Below are 21,895 nucleotides of genomic sequence, written 5' to 3'. Positions count from 1 at the left end.
ACAGGAGTCCGGGTCGTTGGGCGTGGTCATACCGCTTGAAGAAAGCAAAAACAAACTGGCATCCGTCAAGCCTTTGGTGGATCTAACCAAGGCGGACATGGAGCGGGTCAACCAGTTGATCCTTTCGAAGGCCGGTTCAGACGTGCAGATGATCCCCGAAGTGGCGAACCATCTGATCTCGTCCGGTGGCAAGCGCCTGCGCCCGATGCTGACGCTCGCTTCCTCCGCGCTTTACGGCTACCAGGGCGAAAACCACATCAAGCTCGCGACAGCGGTCGAGTTCATGCACACGGCAACGCTTCTGCACGACGACGTCGTGGATGAGAGCGACCTGCGCCGTGGCAAGTCCACCGCCCGCATGATCTGGGGCAACCAGGCAAGCGTGCTGGTCGGCGACTTCCTGCTCGGCCAGGCCTTCCGCATGATGGTCGATGTCGGCTCGCTCGATGCGCTCGACGTTCTCTCGTCCGCCGCCTGCGTGATCGCGGAAGGCGAAGTGCTGCAGCTTTCCGTCGCCAAGAACATGGAAACCACCGAGGACGACTATCTCTCGGTCATCCGCGCCAAGACGGCGGCGCTGTTTGCGGCCGCTGCCGAAGTCGGCCCGATCGTGGCGGATGCCGGCAAGGCCGGCCGCAACGCGATGAAGTCCTACGGCATGAACCTCGGCCTCGCCTTCCAGCTAGTCGACGACGTGCTCGATTACGGCGGCAAGGCTGCCGATCTCGGCAAGAATGTCGGCGACGACTTCCGCGAGGGCAAGATCACGCTTCCCGTCATCCTCGCCTACCGGCGCGGCACCGAGGAAGAACGCGCCTTCTGGCGCAAGGCGATCGAGGGTGGCGAAAGCAACGATCAGAACCTCGAAAAGGCACTTGGCCTGATCACCAAGTACGGAACGCTGAACGATACCATCGGCCGGGCGGTCCATTATGGCACGATTGCACGCGATGCACTGGCGCCGCTTCCCGATACGGCATGGAAATCCGCACTGATGGAAGTCATCGACTTCTGCATCGAGCGCGTCAATTAACCGACGATCATTGGTCAAAGGCTGATTTTCTTGCGGGGTCGCTTCAAAAAAGCCATCCTGTCGTGAATCAGTCTTCTCAACTGATTTTGCAGTCGACGCTGGTGGGCTGTTCTCACGAAAGGTTTTCTAATGCGGCGGAAATTTGCCATACGTCTTCTTTCGAGCGCGTCGCTTGCGGCAGTTCTGTCGCTGAGCGTGCTCGGCGGCGCCAATGCCGAAGACGCGGCCAAGAAGGACGACGCCAGCGCGACCGTGATCTTCGATCCTGATAGCGTCAACACCTTCTCCGGCGCATTGCTTGCCGCCCGCACCGCCGATGTCGACCACGATTACGAAACGGCGATCGAGCTCTACAAGAAGGCGCTGCAGATCGAGCCCGGCAATCCGGAGATCCGCCAGCGCCTGATGATCTCGCTGCTGCTCAACGGCGACATCAAGGACAGCGTGCGCTACGCCAACGAATTGAAGAACGATCCGAGCATCGAGCGCCTCTCGACCATCGTGCGCGGCGCCGATGCGATCCGCCGCGGCGAATACAAGACCGCCGAGAGCGCGCTGAAGACCACCGGCCCGACCGATCTCGACCGTGTCATGAACGACCTGATGGCCGCCTGGGCGCGACTTGGCGCCGGCAAGGGCAAGGATGCGCTGTCGCAGGTCGAGAAGCTGAAGGGGCCGGAATGGCTCGCCATCTTCCAGAACTACAATGCCGGCGCGATCGCGATCGTCAACGGCGACGTGCGCTCGGCGCGCAAGCACCTGAACGACGCCGTGCTCGACAAGGATGGCGCTGCCACTGCTCCCGATACCTTCATGCGCGCCATCATGGCGCTGGCTCGCCTGGAAGCCACGCAGGGCAATAAGCAGAAGGCGCTCGACACGGTTTCGGTCGGCGACAACCTGCTGCCCAACTACGCGCCGCTCAACGCGCTGCGCCAGAGCATCACCAAAGACGAAAAGCAGGTGCAGCAGATCACCACCGCCAAGCAGGGTGCGGCCGGCGTGCTGTTTTCCTTTGCCGGCGCGCTGAACCGTGATGGGGCTGAAGACATCGTCTCGCTCTACCTGCAGATAGCCCGCGCGCTCGATCCTGACAGCGCCGATGCGCTGGTCATGCTCGGCGGCCTTGCCGAGAAGCAGAACCAGCTGGACCGCGCCATCGCGCTCTACAAGGAAGTGCCCGACAATTCGCCGATGAGCCGCATCTCCGAGCTGCAGCTCGGCCTGGCGCTGGCCGAAGGCGGCAAGGTCGATGAAGCCCGTGCGCATCTGCAGGGGCTGATCCAGTCGGATCCGAAGGATATCCGCAGCTACCTCGCCTATGGCAGCGTTCTTTCCGACGCCAAGGACTACAAGGCGATGGCCGAGAACTACGACAAGGCTGTCGATGTGATCGGGCCGCTGCCGGGCAAGAACACCTGGACGGTGTTCTTCCAGCGCGGCATCGCCTATGAGCGGCTGAAGCAGTGGGACAAGGCCGAGCCGAGCTTCCGCAAGGCGCTTGAGCTGAACCCGAACCAGCCGCAGGTCTTGAACTATCTCGGTTATTCCTGGATCGACATGAACAAGAACCTCGACGAGGGTCTTGAGATGATCAAGAAGGCCGTCGATCTGCGTCCCGACGATGGCTACATCATCGATTCGCTCGGCTGGGCCTATTTCCGTCTCGGCAAGTTCGACGACGCCACCGAAGAGCTGGAGCGCGCGGCACAGATCAAGGCCGGCGACGCGACGATCAACGACCATCTGGGCGATGCCTACTGGCGCGTCGGGCGCAAGCTCGAAGCCGTCTACCAGTGGAACCGGGCACTGGGTTCGGAGCCCGAGGCCGCCGAAATCCCGAAGATCAAGGACAAGATCGCCAACGGCTTGCCTGCGGTGACCGACGACGCCAAGACCGTCGACAAGAAGATGCCCGATCCGGCCCCTGTCGACCCGAAGCCGGCCGACAAGAAGACCTGATCATCCATGGCTGACACCGGCTTCGGCTTCGCCGACGGCGTTGCGATCAGCGAGGATGCCTTTGCCAAGATCAATCTGGCCCTGCATGTGACGGGCCAGAGAGACGACGGCTATCATCTGCTCGAAATGCTGGTGACGTTCACGCGCTCGGGCGACCGGCTGGACTTTGCGCCTGCGGATGCCGACGAGTTTCATATCTCCGGCCGCTTCGGCGACGCGCTTACTGGTGATGGCGGCACCAATCTCGTGCTGAAGGCGCGCGATGCGTTGCGTCTTGCCGTCCTTGACGTTGGCGGTACCGCGCCGCCCGTCAGCATCCACCTGCGCAAGGATTTGCCGATTGCCTCAGGCATCGGCGGCGGCTCGGCGGATGCGGCGGCGGCACTGCGCGGGCTGATGCGGCTCTGGGGCACTCCCCTGCCCGCCGCGACCATCGACGCCATCGCCATCAAGCTCGGCGCTGATGTGCCGATGTGCCTTGCGAGCCGGCCGCTGATTGCGCGCGGGATCGGCGAGCGGATCGAGACGGTGCGCGACTTGCCTGCCTTTCCCATGGTGCTCGCCAATCCGCTGAAAGGTGTTTCGACGCCAGATGTGTTCCGCCGGCTGGCGACGAAGACGAATGGCGCGCTTGCGATGGCACCAGGCCTTTCCTGGCTCGACGCCATACGCGCCATGCGCAACGATCTCGAACCACCGGCCCGTGCACTGCTGCCTGAGATCGGCGAGATCTCCGATATGCTCTCCGATCAAGGCGCGCTCTTCGTGCGGATGTCGGGCTCTGGCGCGACGTGCTTCGGCATATTCGCCAACATGGACGAGGCGAAGGCTGCCGCGCGTGCGCTTCACGACAAGCGGCCGGACTGGTATTTCGAGGCGACCGAAACATTGGCGGGAGACGATGATGACAGGCGTTGACGACACGCGTCCGTTCATTCCAGTGGGATTTGCCGTGCTGACGGTTTCAGACACGCGCACCCCCGCCGACGATCGCTCCGGCGATACGCTGGCGGCGCGCATCTCGGAGGCCGGGCACCGACTCATCGCACGCGCCATCGCGCCCGACGACCGGCAGGCGATCGCCGCGCAGGTGCAGGCCTGGACCGCGCAATCGGACGTCGACGTGATCATTACCACCGGCGGAACCGGCTTTACCGGCCGCGACGTGACGCCCGAGGCGCTGGAGCCGCTATTCGACAAGCGCATGGATGGCTTTTCGGCCGTCTTCCACCGGATCTCGCAGGACAAGATCGGCACGTCGACCGTGCAGTCGCGCGCGACGGCGGGGCTGATCGGCACGACCTTCGTCTTCGTGCTGCCCGGATCGCCCGGCGCCTGCAAGGACGCGTGGGATGGCATCTTGAAGGCGCAGTTCGATTATCGCCACATGCCGTGCAACTTCGTGGAAATCATGCCCAGGCTCGACGAGCACCTGAAGCGCGGCGCCTAAAAAACTAGTTCCGCGCCGAACGCGCCACCCAGGACGGGATAAGCTCGGCCGATAGCTTGCGCAGCTTCTGCCCCTTGACGAATTCCGCCAGCTGCATGCCGCTGCGCGCCGTCGCCAGCGCGTGTTTTTTCGGCAGCAACAGGCCTAGCTCCAGCGGCGCCAGACGGCGCAGGCGCTGATAGAAAGGCCGGCGATAGCCACGCGAGGCGGTGAAACGGGCGGGCAGCTTGTTCAGCGCCACATATTCGGCGATCTCGTCGATCCAGCCGCTCTGCGGGCGGGCGCCGGGCTCGACGAACAACAGCCATTCGCCGCGCGCCGAGCGCAGTATGTCCTTGATATCCCAATGCTGATGGAAGCGGCAGCCGACGGCGTCCGCGACCTTGGACGAGCCATCGCGCGAGCCGTGGTCGAGCACGACCACATCGCTCACCAGCCCTTCCACGGCACCAGCAACCAACACCGATAATGTCTGCGCCAGCTCAGGTTCCTGATCCCGGCATTCCAATACGACAGTCAACATTGCTCATTTATAGTGCGACGCACAAAACATTACCAGCGACAGTTTTCCAAATTTGTTCTTGCATTGTTCTCATTTCAGCGATAGGAATTTAATCACCAGAACGGATGGGGACGACGAGTCTTCCATCGACGGAGAAACCCGATGAACGAACAGTCCCTTGCAGGGCAGGCCGCATTCGCGCCTGCCAACACGGCGGATATTGCCGACGCGATGATCGTTTCTTCCGGCCTCAGGATCGAGGTCGACCGCCGGCGTGGCCGCGGTGCGGGATTGAACCCGAGCGGGCGCTTCGAGCCACAGAGCCGTGAAGGCTTCGACGATGGCTGGCAGACGCTGGAAGAGCTGCCGCCGTTCAAGACCGAGGTGCAGATCGAAAAGCCGCGCACGGCAATCACCCGCAATGAATCGCCGGATATCCCGTTCGACCGTTCGATCAATCCCTATCGCGGCTGCGAGCACGGCTGCATCTATTGCTTCGCGCGGCCCACGCACGCCTATATGGGCCTGTCTGCAGGGCTAGATTTCGAAGCCAGGCTGTTTGCCAAACCGGATGCGGCGAAGCTCCTGGAGCGCGAGCTCGCCAAGCCCGGCTACAAGCCGCGGGTGATCGCGATCGGCACCAACACGGATCCGTATCAGCCGATCGAGAAGGAATGGCGGATCATGCGGGATATCCTCGAGGTACTGGAGCGGGCAAACCATCCTGTCTCCATCGTCACCAAGTCGGCACTCATCCTGCGCGATCTCGATATCCTGCAGCGCATGGCGGAGAAGAACCTGGTGCGCGCCTCGCTGTCGGTGACGACACTGGACCGCAAGCTGGCGCGGACGATGGAGCCGCGCGCCTCGACCCCGTCGAAGCGGCTCGATGCGCTGAAGGCGCTGAGCGACGCCGGCATCCGCACATCGATGATGATGGCACCGGTCATTCCAGCGCTGAACGACCATGAGATCGAGCGCGTGCTCGATGCAGCGCATGCCGCCGGCGCCACGGAGGCAGGCTATGTAATCCTGCGACTGCCGCTGGAAGTCTCGCCGCTGTTTCGCGACTGGCTGCTGCAGCACTATCCTGATCGTTACCGGCACGTCATGTCGCTGGTGCGCTCGATGCGCGGCGGCAAGGATTACGACGCCGATTTCAGCAAGCGTATGAAGGGTGCCGGTCCCTATGCCTGGCAGATCGCCCGGCGCTTCGAGATGGCCACCAAGCGGCTCGGCATGACCCGCCGCAGCATGCCGCTGCGCGACGACCTCTTTGTACCGCCCAACGGCAGCGGCGTGCAGCTGTCGCTGCTCTAGTTTTGCAGCATGTCGTTGTCGCAAAACCGCTGCACACTTTTGCGCGACATGCTCTGACATTCCCTTACGGACGGCTGACCCTGGCCTTCCGTTCTCAAGTCCCCGGCCCGCCGCCCTGATCCGGGGACTTGCAGGAAATCGGGTTGGCGTGCGAAGTTCAGCCGCATGAAACGTCGCACGCCACCCGATTCTCCCATGCTTTTCGAAGATGTCCCGCTGCTTCCGGATTTCCGGCTGGAGCTGAAGGCGCGCAAGGCCGGCTACTGGCCTGTTGCCGGCGCCGATGAGGCGGGACGCGGGCCACTCGCGGGGCCTGTAGTCGCCGCCGCCGTCATTCTCGACCCGAAGCGCATCCCCGATGGCCTGAACGATTCCAAGCAGCTTTCCGCGCAGAGGCGGGAAGAGCTGTTCGAGCAGATCCTTGCCACCGCGACCGTCGCGATCGCCTCGTCCAGCTCGCGCCGCATCGACGAGACGGATATACGCAAGGCGAGCCTCGACGCCATGCGCCGCGCGATCCTCAGCCTCTCCATCCGGCCAAGCTATGTGCTGACCGACGGGCTGGACGTGCCTCCCGGGCTCGAGTGCCCCGGCCAGGCCGTCGTCAAGGGCGATGCCCGATCCGTGTCGATCGCGGCCGCCTCCATCGTCGCCAAGGTCACGCGCGACCGGATGATGACGCGCGCCGACCTGATCTTCCCCGCCTATGGCTTCGCCGCGCATGCCGGCTACGGCACCGCGCGCCACCGTGCGGGCATCGACAGCCATGGCCCCTGCCCGCTGCATCGGATGAGCTTCGGGCGGCTCAAGCAGTTCCTGGTGACCGACGGCGAGTAGGCGACACCTCGCACGTCGTTTCAGCGTTACCGCGAACAACATCCCCAAAACGCAAAAAGCCCCGGCGAACCGGGGCTTTGAAATGCGATAGGACCGATCTCAGTTGAGGCGGGTCTTTACCTGGCCAAGGGCGTTGCCGAAGAGTTCGGACTGAACCTTGGCATCGGCCTTCTTGACGAGAACCGTTTCAGCGGCGGCGATGGCGAGGTCGACGGCTGCGGAACGAACCGCCTTCATCGCATCGGCTTCGGCCTGCTTGATCTTCGCTTCCGAAACCGCGGTGCGGTTGGCAACGAATTCCTCGGTCTTCTTCTTGGCTTCGGCGGTGAACATTTCCGCTTCGCGCTCGGCGGCTGCCAAGATATGGGCAGCTTCCGCTTCGGCTTCCTTGCGCTTGCGCTGATATTCGGCCAGCAGGTGCTGGGCCTCTTCACGCAGGCGCTTGGCTTCCGAGAGCTCGTTGCGGATCTGATCGGCGCGGTCGTCGAGCGACGTCGCCATCATGTCGGGAACCTTGAGGTAGACGATCAGTGCCAGGAACAGGACGAGACCGACGAATGCGAAGAATGTTGCGTCCAGTGCAAATTCCATCGATCAAGCTCCCTTCTTGGCCGCGGTGACGGCGGACGTGACTTCAGCCTTGGTGGCGGTGCCACCGATCAGCTGCTCGACGACAGCCTTTGCCGTTTCCTCGGCGATCGTGCCGACATCCGCGAATGCCTTCGCCTTGATATCGGCGATGTGGCCTTCGGCAGCCTTCAATTTTTCGCCCAGAGCGGCTTCAACCGCGCGGCGGTCGGCCTCGGCCTTGAGCTTGGCGGCGTCGCGCGCTGCCGTGCCGATTGCGTTCGACTTGGCGCGGGCTTCTGCGAGTTCGGCTTCGTAGGCAGCAACGTCTGCGTCTGCCTGCGCCTTCAGGCGTGCAGCCTCATCGAGGTCCTGGGCGATGCGCGTGTGGCGCTGCTCGAGGATACCGCCGATGCGCGGTGCAATGACCTTTTGCATGAGCACGAAGAAAATGACGAAGGTAATCGCCAGCCAGAGCAGCTGGGACGCATACGTCGAAGTATCGAAAGGCGGGAAAACACCGCCATGGTGTTCGGCTGGCACGCCGGTCTCGGTATGAACCTCGCCTGCGGCCGGGGCAGCATGCGCGTCTGTACCGGTCGCTGCACCAGTTTCTGCGGTTCCCGCCGGGGCTTCTTCAGCGTAAGCCGGGGTCACAAAAAACATGCTCACCTCCAGGTGTACTGCAAATACAAAGGATCACGGCTCGCTGTTCGCAGGCCGTGATCCCTCAGTGCGCCGAAATTAAACGGCGAACAGCAGAAGGAGAGCGACGAGCAGCGAGAAGATGCCCAGAGCTTCCGTAACGGCGAAGCCGAATACCAGACGGCCGAACTGGCTGTCAGCGGCAGACGGGTTGCGCAGGGCGCCCGACAGGTAGCTGCCGAAGATGTTGCCGAGGCCGAGAGCCGTACCGGCCATACCAAAGCAAGCGAGGCCTGCACCGATGAATTTTGCTGCTTCCGCGTCCATGTTGTACTCCTTTGAAATGGTTGTTGCGGCGAATTGACTGACGCCCACGGACGTCAATGTCGGTATCCCTTAGTGGCCACCCGGATGGATCGCGTCGTTGAGGTACATGCAAGTCAGTACCGCAAAGACGTAAGCCTGGAGGAAGGCGACGAGGAACTCGAGACCCGTCAGGGCGACGGTCATGATGAGGGGAAGAACGGCGCCGCCGATACCAACAGCACCCATGGCTCCAAGCGAGGCAACGAAGCCCGCGAACACTTTAAGGGTGATGTGACCAGCCAGCATGTTGGCGAAGAGACGAACGGAGAGCGAAATCGGACGCGACAGGAACGAGATGATTTCGATGGCGACGACCAGCGGCAGCAAGATGCCGGGAACGCCCTGAGGCACGAAGACATTCAGGAAGTGGAAGCCGTGCTTGTAGAAGCCGTAGACCAGAACCGTGCCGATGACGAGCAGCGCCAGCGCAAAGGTGACGATGATCTGGCTGGTGATGGTGAAGAAGTATGGGAACATGCCGAGCAGGTTTGCGGTCAGCACGAACATGAAGAGCGAGAAGACCAGCGGGAAGAACTTCATCCCCTTGGATCCGGCGCCTTCCTTCAGCATTCCCGCGATGAACTCGTAGGACATTTCGGCGACCGACTGCGAGCGGCCCGGCACGATGGCGCGGTTCGACGTCGAGAAATAGAGGAAGCCGGCGGCCACGGCAGCGGAAGCCGCCATGAACAGCGAGGCGTTCGTAAACGAGAAATCAATCCCGCCGATTTCGATCGGCACAATCTTCTGGATCAGGAACTGATGAGTCGGATCGTTAGACACCGCTTGTTCTCTCTATATCTTATACCCGCACGAGACGGGATTATTGCACTGGATCGAACGCCTGAACGTTCCGCCCTATTTCCGGTCGCTTTCGCGCATATCGAGATCAGGTTTCGCAACCTTGCCCGCAGCGCGCATCACGTTCAGCACGCCGGCACCAAATCCAAGAAGAAGAAGTACGATCAATCCCCAAGGCGCAGTGCCGACAAAACGGTCGAAGAGATAGCCCAGGACAGCGCCGACCACGACTGCGGAAATGAACTCGCTCGAAAGCTTCATCGCCTGGGCGTAGCCCTTGCGGCTTACCTCGGCGCGGGCCTCGTCGGCCTCGTCCTTCCCCGCCTCGATGCGCTTGGTCGCGAGTTCCGCTCCCAGTTGCGCACGGCGCTTTTCCAGACTCTCCTCGCGGTCATCCGCCATCATGCTCTCCTCCGCCTGCCGCCGTCCGCTATGCCGCTACCCCGGTTTACCGGACAACGACCCCAAGGCTGAAGAACCTTCCGGCCCGCTTTGAAGTCGCGCGCAACATAGTTTTAGCAAAATCCATAGTCAAGGCGTAGCAGGCCGATGTCCAGCCATAAAATAAGCGATCAAAAACATAAGCTTAGACCGATACCGGCGGGCTGCGGCGGAATCGGGGGAAAGAATCCGCGCGCCAAGGGGGCTTTAAGGCGCGAAAACGCGGCTTTTACCGGGTTTTTGTCAGCTCCAGCCGCCGCCATAGGTGCGGTAGAAGACATGGAGACCGATGCGGCCGACCTTTTCCATGGTCTTTGCCCATTTCGGACGGACGTAGACGGCGTGGTAATGGGTCGCGGAGCCAACCTGGGGAAGCCAGATGCGGCCGGCGGTGACGGCCATCGCCACATCGCGGGCGATTCTCCAATGGGCCTGCGAGTTCACGCGGTCCTTGATGTTGTCGCAGGCGAAGGAGAACTGGCAGCGGTTGCGCCAATCCTCGTTCTGGTAGACGACGCCGCAGATGGTCTTCGGATAGGCCGGGTTGCGCACGCGGTTGAGGATGACCTGGGCGACGGCCGCCTGGCCCTTCACGGTTTCACCACGCGCCTCGAAATAGATGCCTGATGCGAGACACTGCTGCTCGGCGGGTGAAAAGACGCTGGCCGGCAGGATGCTCGCGGCCCAGGCGTGATCCTTAGGCCCGATCTGCGGCACGAAACGGCCGTTGTCGGCCTTGTCGGTCAGGATCGAATCGAAGGGGGACTGGCGAGCATAATCGGGAGCGGCGGGGGCGAAGGCGGTGGCGAGCACGTCGGACTTGTTGCTGGTGACGAGATCGGCCAGCATCGGCGAGATGTCGGCTGCGGGCTTCGGCGGCTGCTTGCGATAGAAATTGGTGGCGATCTCGATTTCCTTGCCGCGGATCTTCGGCTTCACGAAGGCCGACTTGTCCTTCAGATTGAAGGTCGGCTGGAACAGAAGACGGGTCCGCTGCAGGATCGAGCCGGCGGAGAAATCCTTCGGCGGCTGCACGCGCTCGACGGCGACCACCCTGCCCTTCTTGGTGGCGCGGTTGACGCGATCCTCATCGGGCGTGTCTTCGTGGCCCTTGTTCTCGGCAGTGAAGGCGACCTTGCGGCCATCGGGCAGCACCATGCCGGCGCCGGATGCGATCGCGCCCGTGACACTTGGATCGGCAAAGGCGAGCTCGGCCTGATGGATGGAGCCGGCGGGCGAGTTGGTCAGCACCATGCGCCAGTTCTCGCGGCCCTGATCGAGGCCAGCCAGAAGTGCCGCCAGATCGGCATGCGAGGCCATGGTGGGAAACACCAGCCACGCGCAGACGCCGAAGAGCGCGGGGGAACTCCATCTTTGCAGCAAAGGGCGCAGCTTATCGAAGCGGCGCGACGCACCAGGGGTGCGTGATTTGCCAGGGACACGACTATTTCGACGCAACACCAGACTCCGGCATGGAACGCATGAACATGCCGATAAAAATGTCTCATTAACCTTGATGCTTGGTTAATACGCCGCCCCCAATTGATACAGCATTTGCTTATAGAGCCTGAAACGCAAAAGCCCGGCGCGAGGGCCGGGCTTTTGGAGAATGCAGTGCCACGTCAGATGATGACGTGCGAGCCGAGTTCGACCACGCGGTTGGCCGGCAGGCGGAAGTAATCCGACGGGTTGGCGGCGGCGTTGGCGAGCGCGATGTAGAGGCGGTCCTGCCAATAGGGCATGCCCGATTTCGCATCCGGCACCAGCTTGCGGCGGCCGAGATAGAAGGAGGTCGACATGATGTCGAACTTCAGCCCGGTCTTGCGCAGCGTCGCCAGCGCCTGCGAGACGTTCTGCGATTCCATGAAGCCGAACAGCAGCTCGACGCGCGAGAAGCGCTCTGAAATCTGCTCGACCTTGTAGCGATCGGCGCTCGGCACGCGCGGCTTGTTGACCGTGCGGATCGTCAGGATCACGTTCTTGTCGTGCAGGACGTGGTTGTGCTTCAGATTGTGAAGCAGTGCCGCGGGTGCGGATTCCGGATCGCTGGTAAGGAAGATCGCGGTGCCGGGCACATGGGCCGGCGAGTGATCGCTCTTGCGCTCGATCGAAGAAATGAACGAAGCCAGCGGGATATCCGTGTGGCGGGTCTTTTCCATCAGAAGCGCCGAGCCGCGACGCCATGTCCACATGACGACGACGAAGGCGGTGGCGATCAAGACAGGGATGTAGCCGCCATCGTGGATCTTGATGAGGTTGGCGCCGAGGAAGATCATTTCCAGCACGAAGAGCGGCGCCAGCACGGCGGTTGCCGTCAGCACCGACCAGTTCCAGCGGACGCGGACGAACTCGAAGGCCATGATGGAGGTCACGACCATGGCGCCGGTGACGGAGATACCATAGGCCGTCGACAGCGAATCCGACGAGCCGAAGGAGATGACCAGGAAGATCACGCCCAGGAACAGCAACAGATTGACCGAGGGCACGAAGATCTGCCCGGTGTTGGTTTCCGAGGTGAAAAGGATTTCCATGCGCGGCAGGAAGCCGAGGTTGATCGCCTGACGGATCAGCGAGAACGCGCCGGTGATGACCGCCTGGCTGGCGATGATGGTGGCGGCGGTGGCCAAGATAACGGCCGGTAGCAGCGCCCACTTCGGGAACATCAGGTAGAAGGGGTCCGACATGGCATGCGGGTTGCCGAGCACCAGCGCGCCCTGGCCGAGATAGTTCAGCGTCAGCGCCGGGAAGACCAGCACGAACCATGCCCACTGGATCGGGCGGCGGCCGAAATGGCCGAGGTCGGCATAGAGCGCTTCGGCGCCCGTCAGCGTCAGGAACACGGCGCCGAGCACGATCACGCCGAAGAAGCCCTCATGCATGAGGAAGCTCACGGCATAATAGGGATTGAAGGCGGCGAGGATGCCGAAATCATCCGAGATGTGCGAGATGCCAACGACGGCGAGCACGATGAACCAGAGCGCGGTGATCGGTCCGAAATAGCGCGCCATCGTTCCGGTGCCGCGCGACTGCACGGCAAAGAGGACGGCGAGGATGGCGACCGAGATCGGCACGATGTAGCTGCTCAGCTGCGGTGCGACGAGCTTCAGACCTTCTACGGCCGACAGAACCGACAGCGCCGGCGTGATCATCGCGTCGCCGAGGAAGAGTGCGGCGCCGACGAGGCCGAGCATCATCAGAAGCGCGGTGTGGCCGTTGGCGGTCTTCAGCAGAAGCGCCAGCAGCGACAGCGTGCCGCCCTCGCCTTCGTTGTCGGCGCGCAAGAGAAGCAGCACGTACTTGATGGTGACGATGATGGTCAGCGCCCAGATCATCAGCGAGACGACGCTGATGACCTCGAAACGGGTGAGGCCATCGGCGGCGACGGGCTTCAGCGCTTCGCGAAACGCGTAAAGCGGGCTGGTACCGATATCACCGTAGACGACGCCGACAGAACCTAGCGCAAGATAGAAGAGCTTGCGCGGGCTCATGTTCTGGTCGTGTGAATGGCTGTCTGCGGACATGAAACAAAAACAGGCTCTTCAGAGCCAGCCTTTCCAACGGAAGAAGAAGAAGGGGATTACGGCGGAAACCAGCATCAGCCCGAGCGAATAGGGATAGCCCTGGGCGAAATGCAGTTCCGGCATGAATTCAAAATTCATACCATAGATGGAGGCGACCAGCGTCGGCGGCAAGAAGACCACCGATGCGATCGAGAAAATCTTGATGATCGAGTTCTGCTCGATGTTGATCAGACCCAGCGATGCATCGAGCAGGAAGGTGATGTTGCCGGCGATATAGGACGAGTGCTCGTTCAGCGACTGGATATCGCGCGAGACGGTGCGGCAGAGTTCCTTGGTGGCACGGTCCTGCTGGACGGCAGGGACATTGTAGAAGAAGGTCATCAGCCGCGACATGGAGGCCAGGCTGTCACGCACCTTGCTGACGAGGCGCTGATGGGCGGCGATATCGCGCAGCTTCTCCTCGAGATAGTTCGAGGGCTTGCGGACCTTCTTGGCGCGATCGCCGAAGACGTGGGTCGAGAGGATATCGATGCGGGCGACCGAGTTTTCGAGAATTTCCGCCGTGCGATCGATGATGGTCTCGAACAGCTTGGCCAGCAGCGAGGCGCCGTTGCGCCAGTGGGCGGGAATGCGGTGAAGGGCTGCGATAAAGAGCGCGAAGGATTTGGGCTGGGCGTAGCGGATGGTGATGAGCCGCTTGCCGGCGAGGATGAAGGCGACATCGGTCAGGACCGGCGCATCGGTCTCGGCCTTCCATACCAGGGAGGCGGTCATGAAGACGGCATCGCCTTCGGTATAGAGACGGGCTGAGGGCTCGATGTCCTTGAGGTCTTCGCGGGTCGGCACTTCGATGCCGAGCGCCTTCTCGACATAGGCCTCTTCCTCGCGCGTCGGCTCGATCATGTCGATCCAGACGATATCGTCGCGCATGGTCTCGACCTTGGTGAGATCACCGAGCTCGACCGATTGGCAATTGGAGCAATAGGCAGTGATCACCGGGCACTTCTCCCGTGATCCAGGGCTGTGAGGGCCATCGCCGTTCGCATCAAAAAACCTTCCGCGAAGCGCCTGAAAAAGCGGCGCTCAAGCTGCAAGTCTTCGAGATTAGCGAAAGCGGCTGAAGAATGTTCATCAATATCCCGTCATAGCCGGCCGAAGCTCGGGTATGCACTATGCTCAACCGCATCGCAGTCACCAATCCTTCGATCGACAAGAGAACTCCGAATATGCAGCTGGCATTCGCCGCTGCAGGGCTGGCTATCATCGAGCATTCGCACACGCCGCCCTCATGGCGACGGCGCGCCATATGACGGAAACCCACGCAAGAATCAAGACATCTTACGTGAACTGCGTTGTTTGATCACATTTTGCCCGCAATTGGGAGTCTAGCCGCGCGGTCCGAAACGGCACACATCACTCAAATACGATCGCGGGAGCGGCGCGCTGCGGCTTCTGCTCGAGCTGCGCCCAGACCTTTGCAGCGATGTCGCGGTAGATGCCGGCGACGATGCCGTTCGGCTCGCTGGCGACGAGCGGCGTGCCGGCGTCGGAGGCTTCGCGGATATTGATCGTCAGCGGCACTTCGCCGAGGAAAGGGACGCCGATGCGCTCGGCTTCGGCGCGGGCGCCGCCATGGCCGAAGATATCGTAGCGCGCGCCGGTATCGGGGGCGATGAAGTAGCTCATGTTCTCGACGATGCCGAGAACCGGCACTTCCACCTTCTTGAACATGTTCAGCCCCTTGCGCGCATCGATGAGCGCCAGGTCCTGCGGCGTCGAGACGATGACGGCGCCGGCGAGCGGTACCTGCTGGGCCATGGTCAGCTGCGCGTCGCCGGTGCCGGGCGGCATGTCGACGACGAGAACATCGAGCTCGCCCCAGGCGACTTCGCGCAGCATCTGCATCAGCGCCGACTGCACCATCGGACCGCGCCAGATCATCGCGGTTTCCTCATCAACGAGGAAGCCCATCGACATGACCTTCAGGCCGTAATTCTCCATGGGATTGATGATGCGGCCATCAGTCTGTGTCGGGCGGCCGGAAATCTGCAGGAGGCGCGGCATGGAGGGGCCGTAAATATCGGCGTCGAGAATGCCGACGCGCAGGCCGTTTGCCTGCAGGCCGAGCGCGAGGTTGACCGATGTGGTGGACTTGCCGACGCCGCCCTTGCCGGAGGCGACCGCGACGATGGCGCCGATCCCGGGCACGCCGATCTTGCCGGCGCGCTGCTGCGCCTGGGCATGCGAGTGACCTTCATGACCATGGCCGGCATGACCATGGCCGGCATGACCGTGACCAGCCTGCGGCGGCGTGCGGGAGGCGGCAGCGCCAGATGGCGCGCCCTTCTTGTCGGCGGTCAGCGCGACCAGGGCGCCCTTGACGCCCGGCATTTCCTTGATGACGCGCTCGGCGGCGAGCCGCAGCGGCTCCAGCTCCTTGGCGCGCTCGGCAGGAACGGTGATGGAGAAGTAGACCTTGCCATCCGAGATGAACACATCGGAGACCATGCCGAGCTCGACAATGTTATGTTCGAGATCGGGGCCGCGCACCGTTGCCAGCGTTTCCAGCACCTGTTCCTTGGTGACTTCAGTCATATCGTCCTCACACCCTTATCTGGCTCTGTAGATAGAGGAGCGCGAAGTGTTCGCCAAACAAAATCGGCGGATACCAATAGCTGCGAAACGAGGGGGAGTTTCCAAAGGAGACCGCTGAGCCATCAAGTCCGCCGGGCTTTCGCCCTGATGGCACAACGGTCACCCAAGTGGATAAGGGGTTTCTAGGGCGTCGATTGGGAAAGACCAGTCAGAATTGAGGGAAAAATGCATCAGCTCGCGCTTATGGACAGGGAGGCGTATCCCAAAAACAACAAACCGCCGCTCGATGTCCAGCAAGCACAGGTGCCGGCACCGAACGGCGGGTTGAAGGTCGCGCCTTTTATGGCGTCGTTGCCAAGTCCCCTCTGGACCGCTGGCAATAGAGAAGCATGAAGCGTGCCAAACCGAAATGGCGACGAATTCGGCGGCAACGCTAGCTGAAGAACCGCGCAGCGCTCACGTCCTGGCGCAATTTTTAGGCTGGTGCGACAATAGCGCACAGGATTTGGGCAGTTACTTGATCAGGCCGATGCGCAATGCCTTGGCAACCGCCTGGGTGCGGTTGACCGTGTCGAGCTTCTTGGTGGCGCGGTTGAGGTAGTGATTGACCGTATGCTCGGACAAGCCAAGGATATCGGCGATCTCGACGCTGGTCTTGCCGGCGGCGGTCCAGTTGAGACAATCGATCTCGCGGTCGGTCAGGGCATCGACGACCCTGTTGTCGAGCGCGCGGATCTCGGCCAGCCTGTCGAATACGTGCGTGGAGATATAGTGGAGCTCCAGCATCTCCTCGGGCGCGAAGGGCTCACGATCGCCGGCGAAGGAGACCGCGCCGCGGGCGCCGGAGGGATCGTGCGTCGGGAAATAGGCACAGCGCATCATGCGGAAACGCTCGAACAAGGCCACGACGAGGTTCGACTTGCCGTCCGAACGTTCCAGCTTCGACTTCGACAGGTCGCTAAAGAACGGAACCGTCGACGATCGCAGCTTGCGAACAATCGGACTGTTCGTGAGCAGCGCCTCATGATCATAGGCCGAGAGCAGTTCGGCCGGCCAGTTGGTGATGACAGTGTTGCTCTGCAGATCGCGTGCGGTGGCCGAGGGGAGATTGAGCACCATGAAGGCGCGAACCCGGTAGGCTTCCGTCAGCCTCTTCATGAAACGAAAGATATCGAACTGGGTGTTTAATCCAGATACCTCATTTACGTACACGTTCACGGAAGTCTGGTGCGGCAAAGGGTTCATCATGTCATCAGCTCAAAAAAAATCAGGAACGTCGTAAGTGACGTGCTTGGATCGCACGCCGACGGCGGCATCGCCGTCAATATAGCCTACGGCACTACACCCCAAGACTTGGGGTTGACAACTGGCAATTGTGACGATTCTTCACAAAATCACAATACGTCCACTACCGGAAAATGAGCATATTTCTGTACGAAAGGTGACGAAGCGCGTGCAGATTTGACAATTCGCAAATTGCTGGGGCTCTAGCGGCGCGGGCCAAGGCCGATCCGCATGCCGTTCATGATGCTCTGGGCAGCCCGGCGAACCGGCAACGCCCACTCCTCCAATCGCTCGAAGGTCAGCCGATAGGCCGGCCCGGTCACCGAAACACCGCCGACGAAGGACAGGTCCTCGGAGAACACGGGGGCGGCCACGCAGCGGATGCCGACCTCGTGTTCCTCGCGGTCGAAGGCATTGCCCGAGCGACGAATGTCGGCGAACTCGCGGCGCAGCGTCTCCGGCGTCAGCGTGTTTTCGGTAAAGTGCTGGAACGATACGCTTGATATGATCGCGTCCAGCCGATCGTCCGGCAGCGCCGAGAGCGCCGCCTTTCCGACACCTGTGCAATAGATGGGCGAGGCATTACCGATTTGCGAGTACATCCGGACCGGCTGGCTACCCTCGACCTTGTCGAGATAGATGACGGAGGCGCCGCGCAGGACGCCGAGATGCACGGTCTCGCCGGTCAGCTGCTGCAGGGCGTTCAGATGCGGCTCGGCGATTAGCCGGAATTCGTTGCGCGCCCAGCTGCGCGAGGCGAGATCGAGGAGGCGCAGACCGGGTGCATAGCGGCCGTCTGCCAGCACTTCCAGCAGGCCTTCCTCGGTGAGATGGCCAAGCTGGCGATGCAGGGTGCCGCGCGGCTGGCCGGCGACCGCGAGAATATCGGTAAAACGCATCGGGCTGTCGGCGTGCGTCACGATATCGAGCAGCACCATCAGCTTGCCGAGCGTGCCGGTCTCGCGTTTGTCCGTCGCCTCGTTTTTATCCATGATGTCGCCATCAGTCGCGCCCATGCTGGCCCTCATGCCTTGACAGAGACCCAAAGCTAATCCGATAATTCCATATAGTCAAATTGAGTTCTGAATAATGGAACTATCGGGAGGATAGTGGTGGCGGAGCTTGGAGCGCAATATCCCGAATTCAGGGACCGAAGCGTGGTGGTGACCGGCGGCGGCTCCGGCATAGGTGCTGCGATCGTCGAAGGTTTCGCGCGCCAAGGCGCCAAGGTCTCCTTCATCGACATCGCCGAGCAAGAGAGCCACGCGCTGGTCGACCGCCTGTCACGCGACAGCCTACACCCGGTGCGCTTCCACCATGCCGACCTGCGCGATGTCGCGGCGATCCGTGAGACGGCCGAGGCGATCGTCGCCCATTCCGGGCCGATCAGCGTTCTCGTCAACAACGCGGCGCGCGACGACCGGCATGATTTCGATCAGGTGACGCCGGAATACTGGGACAACAACCAGGCGACCAATCTGCGGCACGTGTTCTTTGCGGCGCAGGCTGTGGCGCCGTCGATGCGCGAGGCCGGCGGCGGGGCGATCATCAACATGTCGTCGATCGCCTTCATGCTCAACATGCCCGACTTCCCGGCCTACACGACGGCGAAGGCGGCGATCATCGGGCTGACGAAGAGCCTGGCGGGCAAGCTCGGCCCAGACAATATCCGCGTCAACTGCATCCTGCCGGGCATGATCGTCACCGAGCGGCAGATGAAGCTGTGGCTCACCGAAGAAGGCATTGCCGGCATGATCGAGCGGCAGTGCATCAAACGCGTTTTGCAGGCCGACGCCATTGTCGGACCCTGTCTGTTTCTAGCATCCGACGGCGCCTCCGCAGTGACGGCGCAGTCCCTTATTGTCGATGGAGGCATTTTCTGATGGCAACACCCCGATATATCGCGGTCGACTGGGGCACGAGCAGCTTTCGGCTGTGGCTGATCGGCAGCGATGGTAGCGTGCTTGATGAAAGCCGCAGCGACGAGGGCATGACGACGGCGGCCAAGACCGGTTTCGCCGAGGTGCTGGCCAAGCATCTGGCCAAGGTCGGGGCGCCGGATAATATCCCCGCCATCGTCTGCGGCATGGCCGGCGCCAAGCAGGGCTGGGTCGAGGCCGGCTATGTCGACGTCCCCACCTCGCTGTCGGCGATCCTGACCGGCGCCGTGCCTGTACCCGGCCAGAGCCGTGACATCCGCATCCTGCCCGGCCTTGCCCAGCGCGACCGGGCATCGCCCGATGTCATGCGCGGTGAAGAGACCCAACTCTTGGGCGCGCTTGGCCCAGACAGCACGGGCGCGCAGGCCGTCTGCATGCCCGGAACGCATTCCAAGTGGGTGCATGTGCAGGAGGGCGAAGTCATCGGCTTCTCCACCTTCATGACGGGCGAGCTGTTCGACGCGATCACCAAGCACACGATCCTGTCGCATGCGGTTGATGGCGCCGAGCAATCGCCGGCGGACAATTCCGCCTTCAAGGCATCGGTCTCGACCGCTTTCCGCCAGCCGCAGATGGCGACCAATCTGTTGTTCACGGCCCGCTCCGGCCAGCTGCTGCACGGCATGACCGCATCGGCGGCGCAGGCGCGGATTTCGGGCACGCTGATCGGCCTGGAGATTTCTGGCGCGCTGGCCGACGCCGCCAACGACACGCCGATCGCGCTCGTCGCTTCCGGCCGCCTGCAGAAGCTTTACGAGACCGCTTTCAAGGCGCTTTCCCTCAATGTCACGACCATCGATGCCGATACGGCGGTACTTGCCGGCCTTTCGGCCGCCGCAAACGCCATCTGGCCCAATTAAGACCAATCAAGAAAGAACAGAGCGATGAACCGCATCCCCTTCCCCGCCATGAAGCGCCCGCTGATCGCCATCCTGCGTGGCATCAAGCCAGAGGAAATTGAAGGCGTCGTCGGCGCGCTGATCGAGAACGGCCTGACCGCGATCGAGATCCCGTTGAATTCGCCCGAGCCGTTCAAGTCGATCGAGATCGCCGCCAAGATGGCGCCCGCCGACGTGCTGATCGGTGCCGGCACCGTTTTGACCACCGAGGCGGTGGATAATCTCCACAACGCCGGCGGCAAGCTGCTGGTGACGCCGAATGTCGAGCCAGACGTGATCATCCGCGCCCGCGACTACGGGATGGTGACGATGCCCGGCGTCTTCACGCCCACGGAAGCGCTTGCCGCGGCGCGCGCCGGCGCCACGGGCCTGAAATTCTTCCCGGCCAGCGTGCTCGGCCCATCCGGCATCACGGCGATCCGCGCCATCCTGCCGCCGGAGCTGACGATCGCGGCCGTCGGCGGCGTGTCGGACAAGAATTTCGCTGAATACACCAAGGCCGGAATCCTCGCCTTCGGTCTCGGAACGAGCATCTACAAGCCGGGAATGACTGTCGCCGAGGTTGCCGAGCGCGCCAAGGCAACCATTTACGCATACGACGCAGCAGTGGGAGCTTGAGCGTATGACCGACATTCATGAGTTCGCGGGGCGGACCCTTTCCAGCACCAATTCGGTGCTGGGCGAAGGACCGACCTACGATCCCGATACCAATACCATCTGGTGGTTCAACATTCTCGGCAAGGAATTGCACGAGCTGAACCTCTCGACCGAAGAGAAGAAGGTGCACGCGCTGCCTGTGATGGCGAGCGTGCTGGCGCGGATCGACGCCAAGCGGCAGCTGCTCGCGACCGAGCAGGGCCTGTTCGTGCGCGATATCGAAAGCGGCGGCCTGACATTTTACGCGGCACTCGAAAACGACCGTCCGGAAAACCGTTCCAATGACGGGCGCATGCATCCCTCGGGCAGCCTGTGGATCAGCACGATGAGCAAGCGGGCCGAAACCCAGGCCGGCGCGATCTATCATGTGGCGCGCGGCAAGGTGACGAAGCTCTTCGGCGGCATCACCATTCCGAACTCGATCTGCTTTTCGCCCGATGGCTCGGTCGGCTACTTCACCGATACGCATCTCAGCCGGCTGATGCGGGTGATGGTCGATCGCGAGACCGGCCTGCCGACCGGCGAGCCGATTGTGCTTGTCGACAGCATGGAGGAAGACGGCGGGATCGACGGCTCCGTGGTCGATGCCGACGGCTATATCTGGAACGCACGCTGGGGTGCCGGCACTGTCGATCGCTACAGCCCCGACGGCCTGCGCATCGCCCGCTACAAGGTGCCCGCTGCACAGCCCTCCTGCCCTGCCTTCATCGGCCCGGATGCGGACCGGCTGGCGGTCACCACCGCCTGGGAAGGCCTCGACGACGCAGCCCGCGCCAATCAGCCGGATGCGGGCGCCCTGCTTGAGCTCGGTGTGAGCGTCCGTGGCGTTTTCGACGCGGCCTACATTCTCTAAGGCATCTTCCAGGATTTGTTTTAAAGGGCGTCCCTCGGGGCGCCCTTTTGCGTTGCGAGCGAGCGATGATCTTGCACTCGCGCAGTCCCGGCGCCTGAAAAGTTCCGAAAATTCCGTCAGTTTCTGCGTGTATTTTTCTGGGAACCATTAGCCAACCCATTCATTTACTTCACGAACCGGCCGAGCTGATACAGCTCTCGCTAGAAGAGAAAAGCGCGGCCA

General features: G+C 62.2%; 22 protein-coding genes. 10 read left to right on the top strand and 12 right to left on the bottom strand.

Features of this window, described 5'->3' with window-relative positions:
• The first annotated feature begins 16 nt into the window (after positions 1 to 16).
• The 4 genes from QTL96_RS19410 to moaB all read left to right on the top strand — a co-directional run bounded on the left by QTL96_RS19410 (position 17) and on the right by moaB (position 4,445).
• Entirely contained in the window at positions 17 to 1,033 is a 1,017-nt protein-coding gene (locus QTL96_RS19410) for a polyprenyl synthetase family protein (RefSeq protein WP_018898627.1), read from the top strand.
• Between the two features lie 129 nt (positions 1,034 to 1,162).
• Positions 1,163 to 2,995 (top strand): tetratricopeptide repeat protein, encoded by a 1,833-nt coding sequence (locus QTL96_RS19405; RefSeq protein WP_289728796.1) that lies wholly within the window; start codon positions 1,163 to 1,165, stop codon positions 2,993 to 2,995.
• A gap of 6 nt (positions 2,996 to 3,001) precedes the next feature.
• Positions 3,002 to 3,913 carry a 4-(cytidine 5'-diphospho)-2-C-methyl-D-erythritol kinase gene (locus QTL96_RS19400; protein ID WP_289728795.1) on the top strand — a complete coding sequence of 304 codons (912 nt, stop codon included), beginning with the start codon at positions 3,002 to 3,004 and terminating at the stop codon, positions 3,911 to 3,913.
• A complete protein-coding gene (moaB, locus tag QTL96_RS19395) occupies positions 3,900 to 4,445 on the top strand; it encodes a molybdenum cofactor biosynthesis protein B (RefSeq protein WP_289728794.1) in 546 nt (181 codons plus the stop codon). The genes QTL96_RS19400 and moaB overlap by 14 nt, the downstream gene beginning before the upstream one ends.
• Positions 4,446 to 4,449: 4 nt before the next feature.
• On the opposite strand, the gene QTL96_RS19390 is transcribed toward moaB, so the two are convergent.
• Entirely contained in the window at positions 4,450 to 4,968 is a 519-nt protein-coding gene (locus tag QTL96_RS19390) for a glycosyl transferase (RefSeq protein WP_289728793.1), read from the bottom strand.
• A 141-nt stretch (positions 4,969 to 5,109) separates the two neighbouring features.
• Here QTL96_RS19390 and QTL96_RS19385 point away from each other — a divergent pair, with 141 nt between their 5' ends.
• Positions 5,110 to 6,267, top strand: a complete 1,158-nt coding sequence (locus QTL96_RS19385; RefSeq protein ID WP_289728792.1) for a PA0069 family radical SAM protein — start codon at positions 5,110 to 5,112, stop codon at positions 6,265 to 6,267.
• 165 nt (positions 6,268 to 6,432) lie between these two features.
• The gene (locus QTL96_RS19380) at positions 6,433 to 7,104 is read left to right on the top strand and encodes a ribonuclease HII (RefSeq protein WP_289728791.1); all 672 of its coding nucleotides are present in this window, start codon (positions 6,433 to 6,435) and stop codon (positions 7,102 to 7,104) included.
• Between the two features lie 99 nt (positions 7,105 to 7,203).
• On the opposite strand, the gene QTL96_RS19375 is transcribed toward QTL96_RS19380, so the two are convergent.
• From QTL96_RS19375 to QTL96_RS19325, 11 genes are all read right to left on the bottom strand, one after another.
• On the bottom strand, positions 7,204 to 7,695 hold the full coding sequence (locus QTL96_RS19375; protein ID WP_289728790.1) for a F0F1 ATP synthase subunit B: 492 nt from the start codon (positions 7,693 to 7,695) through the stop codon (positions 7,204 to 7,206).
• A 3-nt stretch (positions 7,696 to 7,698) separates the two neighbouring features.
• Positions 7,699 to 8,337 carry a F0F1 ATP synthase subunit B gene (locus tag QTL96_RS19370; RefSeq protein WP_018898618.1) on the bottom strand — a complete coding sequence of 213 codons (639 nt, stop codon included), beginning with the start codon at positions 8,335 to 8,337 and terminating at the stop codon, positions 7,699 to 7,701.
• 78 nt (positions 8,338 to 8,415) lie between these two features.
• Positions 8,416 to 8,643 carry a F0F1 ATP synthase subunit C gene (locus QTL96_RS19365; protein WP_015338972.1) on the bottom strand — a complete coding sequence of 76 codons (228 nt, stop codon included), beginning with the start codon at positions 8,641 to 8,643 and terminating at the stop codon, positions 8,416 to 8,418.
• 69 nt (positions 8,644 to 8,712) lie between these two features.
• A complete protein-coding gene (locus tag QTL96_RS19360) occupies positions 8,713 to 9,465 on the bottom strand; it encodes a F0F1 ATP synthase subunit A (RefSeq protein ID WP_018898617.1) in 753 nt (250 codons plus the stop codon).
• 75 nt (positions 9,466 to 9,540) lie between these two features.
• Positions 9,541 to 9,885 carry a F0F1 ATP synthase assembly protein gene (locus QTL96_RS19355; RefSeq protein WP_018898616.1) on the bottom strand — a complete coding sequence of 115 codons (345 nt, stop codon included), beginning with the start codon at positions 9,883 to 9,885 and terminating at the stop codon, positions 9,541 to 9,543.
• A 282-nt stretch (positions 9,886 to 10,167) separates the two neighbouring features.
• Entirely contained in the window at positions 10,168 to 11,244 is a 1,077-nt protein-coding gene (locus QTL96_RS19350; RefSeq protein WP_289728789.1) for a cell wall hydrolase, read from the bottom strand.
• A gap of 302 nt (positions 11,245 to 11,546) precedes the next feature.
• A complete protein-coding gene (locus tag QTL96_RS19345) occupies positions 11,547 to 13,445 on the bottom strand; it encodes a potassium transporter Kup (RefSeq protein WP_018898614.1) in 1,899 nt (632 codons plus the stop codon).
• 18 nt (positions 13,446 to 13,463) lie between these two features.
• Positions 13,464 to 14,441: a magnesium/cobalt transporter CorA gene (gene corA / locus QTL96_RS19340; protein ID WP_289728788.1), complete on the bottom strand. Its 978-nt coding sequence runs from the start codon at positions 14,439 to 14,441 to the stop codon at positions 13,464 to 13,466.
• 417 nt (positions 14,442 to 14,858) lie between these two features.
• Positions 14,859 to 16,040, bottom strand: coding sequence for an iron-sulfur cluster carrier protein ApbC (apbC, locus tag QTL96_RS19335; RefSeq protein ID WP_289728787.1), 1,182 nt, complete (start codon positions 16,038 to 16,040; stop codon positions 14,859 to 14,861).
• A 513-nt stretch (positions 16,041 to 16,553) separates the two neighbouring features.
• Positions 16,554 to 17,288, bottom strand: a complete 735-nt coding sequence (locus tag QTL96_RS19330) for an autoinducer binding domain-containing protein (protein ID WP_112944529.1) — start codon at positions 17,286 to 17,288, stop codon at positions 16,554 to 16,556.
• 239 nt (positions 17,289 to 17,527) lie between these two features.
• Entirely contained in the window at positions 17,528 to 18,340 is an 813-nt protein-coding gene (locus QTL96_RS19325; RefSeq protein WP_289728786.1) for an IclR family transcriptional regulator, read from the bottom strand.
• A 96-nt stretch (positions 18,341 to 18,436) separates the two neighbouring features.
• Between QTL96_RS19325 and QTL96_RS19320 the strand changes: the two genes are divergently transcribed.
• From QTL96_RS19320 to QTL96_RS19305, 4 genes are read left to right on the top strand one after another with little or no spacing between them, the layout of a single operon-like run.
• Positions 18,437 to 19,207: an SDR family oxidoreductase gene (locus QTL96_RS19320; protein ID WP_289728785.1), complete on the top strand. Its 771-nt coding sequence runs from the start codon at positions 18,437 to 18,439 to the stop codon at positions 19,205 to 19,207.
• The gene (locus tag QTL96_RS19315) at positions 19,207 to 20,124 is read left to right on the top strand and encodes a 2-dehydro-3-deoxygalactonokinase (protein WP_289728784.1); all 918 of its coding nucleotides are present in this window, start codon (positions 19,207 to 19,209) and stop codon (positions 20,122 to 20,124) included. Before QTL96_RS19320 ends, QTL96_RS19315 begins: the two co-directional genes overlap by 1 nt.
• A 24-nt stretch (positions 20,125 to 20,148) precedes the next feature.
• A complete protein-coding gene (locus QTL96_RS19310) occupies positions 20,149 to 20,781 on the top strand; it encodes a 2-dehydro-3-deoxy-6-phosphogalactonate aldolase (RefSeq protein ID WP_289728783.1) in 633 nt (210 codons plus the stop codon).
• A 4-nt stretch (positions 20,782 to 20,785) separates the two neighbouring features.
• Positions 20,786 to 21,673, top strand: a complete 888-nt coding sequence (locus QTL96_RS19305) for an SMP-30/gluconolactonase/LRE family protein (RefSeq protein WP_289728782.1) — start codon at positions 20,786 to 20,788, stop codon at positions 21,671 to 21,673.
• Positions 21,674 to 21,895 lie beyond the last annotated feature (222 nt).

Origin of the sequence: Rhizobium sp. S163 (assembly GCF_030380805.1) — a bacterium.
Classification (GTDB): domain Bacteria; phylum Pseudomonadota; class Alphaproteobacteria; order Rhizobiales; family Rhizobiaceae; genus Rhizobium.
This window is presented reverse-complemented; position numbering and strand designations above follow the sequence as displayed.

Coding starts and splice junctions, on each gene's coding strand:
- QTL96_RS19405 (WP_289728796.1), top strand. CDS start 1,163: ATGCGGCGGAAATTTGCCATACGTCTTCTTTCGAGCGCGTCGCTTGCG.
- QTL96_RS19400 (WP_289728795.1), top strand. CDS start 3,002: ATGGCTGACACCGGCTTCGGCTTCGCCGACGGCGTTGCGATCAGCGAG.
- moaB (WP_289728794.1), top strand. CDS start 3,900: ATGACAGGCGTTGACGACACGCGTCCGTTCATTCCAGTGGGATTTGCC.
- QTL96_RS19390 (WP_289728793.1), bottom strand. CDS start 4,968: ATGTTGACTGTCGTATTGGAATGCCGGGATCAGGAACCTGAGCTGGCG.
- QTL96_RS19385 (WP_289728792.1), top strand. CDS start 5,110: ATGAACGAACAGTCCCTTGCAGGGCAGGCCGCATTCGCGCCTGCCAAC.
- QTL96_RS19380 (WP_289728791.1), top strand. CDS start 6,433: ATGAAACGTCGCACGCCACCCGATTCTCCCATGCTTTTCGAAGATGTC.
- QTL96_RS19375 (WP_289728790.1), bottom strand. CDS start 7,695: ATGGAATTTGCACTGGACGCAACATTCTTCGCATTCGTCGGTCTCGTC.
- QTL96_RS19370 (WP_018898618.1), bottom strand. CDS start 8,337: ATGTTTTTTGTGACCCCGGCTTACGCTGAAGAAGCCCCGGCGGGAACC.
- QTL96_RS19365 (WP_015338972.1), bottom strand. CDS start 8,643: ATGGACGCGGAAGCAGCAAAATTCATCGGTGCAGGCCTCGCTTGCTTT.
- QTL96_RS19355 (WP_018898616.1), bottom strand. CDS start 9,885: ATGGCGGATGACCGCGAGGAGAGTCTGGAAAAGCGCCGTGCGCAACTG.
- QTL96_RS19350 (WP_289728789.1), bottom strand. CDS start 11,244: ATGGCCTCGCATGCCGATCTGGCGGCACTTCTGGCTGGCCTCGATCAG.
- QTL96_RS19345 (WP_018898614.1), bottom strand. CDS start 13,445: ATGTCCGCAGACAGCCATTCACACGACCAGAACATGAGCCCGCGCAAG.
- apbC (WP_289728787.1), bottom strand. CDS start 16,040: ATGACTGAAGTCACCAAGGAACAGGTGCTGGAAACGCTGGCAACGGTG.
- QTL96_RS19330 (WP_112944529.1), bottom strand. CDS start 17,288: ATGATGAACCCTTTGCCGCACCAGACTTCCGTGAACGTGTACGTAAAT.
- QTL96_RS19325 (WP_289728786.1), bottom strand. CDS start 18,340: ATGGGCGCGACTGATGGCGACATCATGGATAAAAACGAGGCGACGGAC.
- QTL96_RS19315 (WP_289728784.1), top strand. CDS start 19,207: ATGGCAACACCCCGATATATCGCGGTCGACTGGGGCACGAGCAGCTTT.
- QTL96_RS19310 (WP_289728783.1), top strand. CDS start 20,149: ATGAACCGCATCCCCTTCCCCGCCATGAAGCGCCCGCTGATCGCCATC.
- QTL96_RS19305 (WP_289728782.1), top strand. CDS start 20,786: ATGACCGACATTCATGAGTTCGCGGGGCGGACCCTTTCCAGCACCAAT.